The sequence below is a fragment of the Actinospica durhamensis genome (assembly GCF_018139695.1).
Lineage (GTDB): Bacteria > Actinomycetota > Actinomycetes > Streptomycetales > Catenulisporaceae > Actinospica > Actinospica durhamensis.
On record NZ_JAGSOG010000422.1, the window covers coordinates 1 to 4,868 of the forward strand.

Annotated in this window: 3 protein-coding genes; 2 read left to right on the forward strand and 1 reads right to left on the reverse strand. The window is 69.0% G+C overall.

All coding sequences use genetic code 11. From position 1 onward, the window contains the following. Positions 1-332: 332 nt before the first annotated feature. Entirely contained in the window at positions 333-1,073 is a 741-nt protein-coding gene (locus tag KDL01_RS39020) for an aquaporin (protein ID WP_307846785.1), read from the reverse strand. Positions 1,074-1,853: 780 nt separating this feature from the next. Between KDL01_RS39020 and KDL01_RS46890 the strand changes: the two genes are divergently transcribed. Together KDL01_RS46890 and KDL01_RS39030 are read left to right on the forward strand one after the other, a co-directional pair. Then, positions 1,854-3,455, forward strand: a complete 1,602-nt coding sequence (locus tag KDL01_RS46890; protein WP_212533760.1) for an MFS transporter — start codon at positions 1,854-1,856, stop codon at positions 3,453-3,455. A 113-nt stretch (positions 3,456-3,568) separates the two neighbouring features. Further along, on the forward strand, positions 3,569-4,615 hold the full coding sequence (locus KDL01_RS39030; protein ID WP_212533761.1) for a Rossmann-fold NAD(P)-binding domain-containing protein: 1,047 nt from the start codon (positions 3,569-3,571) through the stop codon (positions 4,613-4,615). Positions 4,616-4,868: the final 253 nt, after the last annotated feature.

Consider the following 4,868-nt stretch of genomic DNA (forward strand, 5'->3'; position numbering starts at 1 on the left):
CCACCCGGCTGAGCCAGCCCACTCGCTCAATCACCCACTGCTCCCCCCTCACTGACTCAGCCTGCTCGGCCAAGCACGCCCCCGTTATCCAGCGGCCAAGCACGCCCCAGCCATCAAGACTCAGCTATCCAGACTCAGCACTCAGCCCGCGTACCCACCGAGGCCGCTGACCTTGACTGCTGAGTCTGGATGGCTGAATCCGATCATCGGCATCCGACCATCGGCCCTGGCGATCGGCCCTGATCGCCGAGCCCGACTCCGGCTCCGACTCCCCCCGCTCTCCAGTGCGTACTCCGTGTCTCTCTTCCGCTGCCAAGCCCCCTCCGGCAGTCTCACCCCTCCGCAGCCTCGACAGCCGCCTCCTCGACCTCGGCCTCCGGCGCCTCCTCATGCCGCCCGCGCAGTACCTTGTGCACGACTACGGCCACGATCGAGCCCGCGAGCGGTGCCACGATGAACAACCACACCTGGCTCAGCGCGTTGTCGGTCGCGAAGATGGCCGGTCCGAGCGAACGCGCCGGGTTGACCGACGTTCCCGTCAGCGGGATGCCCGCGAGGTGGATCACGGTGAGTGCCGTACCGATTGCCACGCCCTCAAGCCCCTTGACCCCCGGGCCCGACGTGACGCCGAGCACGACGATGACCAGCAGCGCGGTCAGGATCACTTCGACGAAGAACGCGCCCCCGACGCTGATGTGCAGGTCGGAGTTGGAGCCGTACCCGTTCGCGCCGAAGGAATTGCGCCTGAAGGGCCCGCCCAGACGAGCCTGTACGGAACGTGACACCCAGTACATGAACAGGGCGCCGACGATTCCACCGGCGAACTGCATCACGGCGTAGAGCGCGCCGCAGAGGGGCTTCATGCGGCCCGACAGCACCATGCCGAGCGTCACCGCCGGGTTGACGTGGCATCCGGAGATGGTGCCGATCGTGTAGACGAGCGCGATCAGCACGAAGCCGAACGCCAACGCGATGCCCACCACCCCCGCCGTGATGCCGGCGAACACAGCCGTACCGACCGCGAAGAACACCAGGATCAACGTCCCGATGAACTCCGCCGCCAGCGCGGACACCCCGCCCGGCACGATGTCGGTCAGCGACCGCGTGGTCCTGGTGGAGCTTGACGGATGCCCTCCAGCCCCGGCTTGCGCGGCACTCATAGGCCTCTCCTTCCTGAGGATCGGCTCGCCGCCTCCTTCCTCGTCAGCGACGAGCCCGGACGCAAACCCCAGCGTATTGGCGTGCTGTATGCGATGGTCAGGCCACGCCCGCCCGCTTAGCCCACACAGGTGACGCCAACGCTCACGGCACTCCGCGCCCATCGCACCACTCACTGTGTGGCCGGACCATGCCGACGCACCCCTCCGTATGTCCGCGCCTCGCCACCACACCCCTCATCGCATATCCGCGCCCATCGCACCTGTCGCCCATGGCCGCCGCGCCAACGCACCCGCCAGCGCATGGCCGCGCCGTAACCATCGCCTCCCTCCACTGCGCGCCGTCCCCACCGCACTGCGACCCGTTCCCACCGCATCGGCCCGTTCTCCCACATCGTCCGGCTGGCCGCTCAGTCCGCCGCATATCCACGAGCGATGCATCGCAGCACGCTGTCACATGCCCACTTCGCGCTGCGCCGTTTCGCCCTCCACCGCACGACTCCCCCCAGCCGCCGACCCCGTCCGCCGACCATTCGAAGGGAATCTTGTCGGCTCCATAGCGGTTGGGATCACTGTTACCGCTGTTGTTGTCCTTCCACGCGATCCGGCGGGGGCGCGGCGGCAGAGGGAGGTAGACCGGTGACAGGCACGGCGCGGGCTGCGGCCGCGAACCCGGCGGCAGCCACGCGAATGCGTGTGCTGATCACGTCGTACTTCCTCCTCGACGGCTTCGTCTTCGCCAACTGGGTCGTGCGGGTGCCGCAGATCAAGGCACACGTTGGCGCCTCGGCGGGCACGCTCGGACTCGCGCTGCTCGGCGTATCCATAGGCGCGATCGCGACGATGACGATCACCGGCCGCCTGTGCCGCCGCTTCGGCAGCAGAGCGGTCACCGTCGTGACAGCGGTGCTGCTCGCGGCCTCGGTCGCATTGCCTGCCGTGATGCCCACGGTCGCCACGCTCGGCGCCACGCTGTTCGTGTTCGGCGCGGGGTGGGGCGGCATGAACGTCGCCATCAACAGTGCTGCGGTCGACGTCATCGGCGAGTTGGACCGGCCGATCATGCCGTCCTTCCACGCGGCATACAGCCTCGGTGGCCTGCTCGGTTCCGTCGTGGCCGGCGTCGTCGCGGACCACGTCGGTGCGGCCGCTCACCTGGCCACGGTCGGGATCGTCTCCCTCGCGGCGGCCGTGGGACTCGGCATCCCGTTGCTGCGCTGCGCCCCTCTGGCCACCGAACTCCGCGGCACGCCGGTCCCGATGGCGGAACGCACCACCGACATCGCCATCGGCCCGATCTCCGCCGACACCACCGATATCGGCCACACCGCCCATGCTTCCGATACCACCGACTTCGCCAATGCCACGCAGTTCGCCGACATCGCCGACATCGGCGACGTCACCGGCCGCACCGGCCGCACCGGCCCAGAGGACGCGGCCATCGGCCAGGGCCTCGGTGACACCGCCCGTATTGCCGCTGCGCCGGAGTCAGCCTCCGCCAGCCCCAGCCCTACCCGCGAAGTCGACATCCCTTCGCCGGTTCCCACCGACGCCGACACCGCCACAACTCGCAATCCGTCCGCGACAGTCTCGCCCACGCACACCTCCTCCACGCCGGCCTCTGGCGGAGCCCGATCCAGTACCCCAGCACGATCCAGTACCCGACCGTCCAGCACGCTGGCATCCACCGGTGCCTCGGCGCGCCAGGTGAAGACCGTGCTCTACATCTTCAGCATCATCGTGCTCTGTTCCTCCTTCGGCGAAGGCGCGATGTCGGACTGGGGCGCACTTCACCTGCGCACCGACCTGCACACCAGCGCGGGTCTCGCGGCCGCCGGATACGCGGCCTTCTCTATCGCGATGTTCGTCGGACGGCTGTCCGGCTCCTGGGTCCTGAGCAGGATCGGCCGCACGGCCGTGCTGGCGGGCGGATGCATCACGGCGGGCGTCGGCATGCTCGGAGCCGCGCTGCTCCCTTCGCTCCCCGCCGTGCTCATCGGCTTCGTCTTCGTCGGGCTCGGCCTGTCCAACGTGTTCCCGGCGACCGTCGGCCAGGCGGGCGTACTGCTCGGCCCTTCCGGTGTGGCGACCGCGTCCACGTTCGGCTACAGCGGATTCCTCACCGGGCCGCCGCTGATCGGCTTCCTCGCCGACCGCTTCGGCCTGCCGATCGCGCTCACCAGCATCTCCGTTCTGGCCGGCCTGGCCGCCGCGATAGCCCTGCTGACCGTCCGTCAGGTCAAGCAAGCCGAGACGATCACGCGCGGCACACCCGAACCCGTCGCCGCCCTCGTATAGTCCATTCACCACCTCCTGTCCCTCTGATCCGGATCCATCCCACTGCGCCCGCTCATCCAGTTAAACGCACTTCGTCCCCTTTGCGTGCCCTGTTCTGCTCTCAGCAGAATCACTTGCCCGACCGGATTCCAGCGTTCATGATCGTCGGTATGCGAATCCTCATCATCGGCGGCGGCAGATTCCTCGGCCGCGCGTTCGCCACCGAAGCCCTGGCCATGAACGCCGGCCATGACGTCACCGTGTTCAATCGCGGACGTACCAGCGTCGATCCGCCCGGCGTCCAAGTCATCCGTGGCGACCGTGAAAAGACGGCCGACCTCGAGCGGCTGGCCGCGGCGGCAGGAGCCGGCTGGGACTTGGTCGTGGACACCTGCGGTTACCAGCCCGCGGTCGTCGGTGAGTCCGCACGAATGCTCGCCGACCACGCGGCGGCCTACCTCTTCATATCGAGCATCAGCGCCTACGAGCTCTGGCCGAGCGAACCGATCACTGCCACGTCACCGAAGTTCGCCTGCGATCCGCACGAAACAGAGGGCGAATACGGCCCGCTCAAAGCGGGGTGTGAGCGCGCGGTCGAAGAGCATTTCCCCGGCCGCACGATCACGCTCGACGCGGGGCTCATCGTCGGCCCACACGAGAACCAGGGCCGCCTCACCTGGTGGCTCAGCCGCATCGCCCGGGGCGGCCCGGTGCTCGCTCCGGCCGAGCCGAAGCGCCGCATCGCCCCGATCGACGCCCGGGACCTCGCGCGCTTCGGTCTGACCTGCGCCGCGCAGGGCAGCTACGGCGCGTTCGCCGTGCCGGGTCCGGGCACGGAATCCATGGAGGACATGCTCGAGGCCTGCGTTGCCGCGACTGGCTCTGATGCCCGCCTGGTCTGGGCAGACGAGGCCTTCCTGCTCGAGCACGAGGTCGACCAGTGGACCGGTCTTCCCCTGTGGGCGGCGGCCGACGGCCCGACCAGCGCGGTCTGGGCGGTCGACACCGGCCCAGCGCAGGCGGCGGGACTGACCTGGCGCCCGATCGCCGACACCGTGCGCGACACATGGGCCTGGCTCAGCACCGTCGAAGACCTCAGCGACGAAGACGGGCGGATCAAGGGACACGGGCTGCCCCGGACCAGAGAGGAAGAACTGCTTGAGCTCTTGGCTGCGCGCTGAATCGAGCCGGTAGAGCCTGATACACGGAGCCCGACGCGCCCTTGGGCCGGTAAGTGGAGCTCGATGGGTGGAGCCAGAACGCGCGGAAGCCTTGCATGCAAGGCGAGGGAGCTTGGCAGAGGAGACGGGACAGGAATCTGCGGCCGAGAACGGCGCGCCGCTCAAGAGCGTCTGCGTCAGCCTGCTCAGCGTCATCGAGGGCACCGGCGGCGGCGGGGGCAAGTAGCCCGCGGCTCGGGGGCGGCCCGCGCAC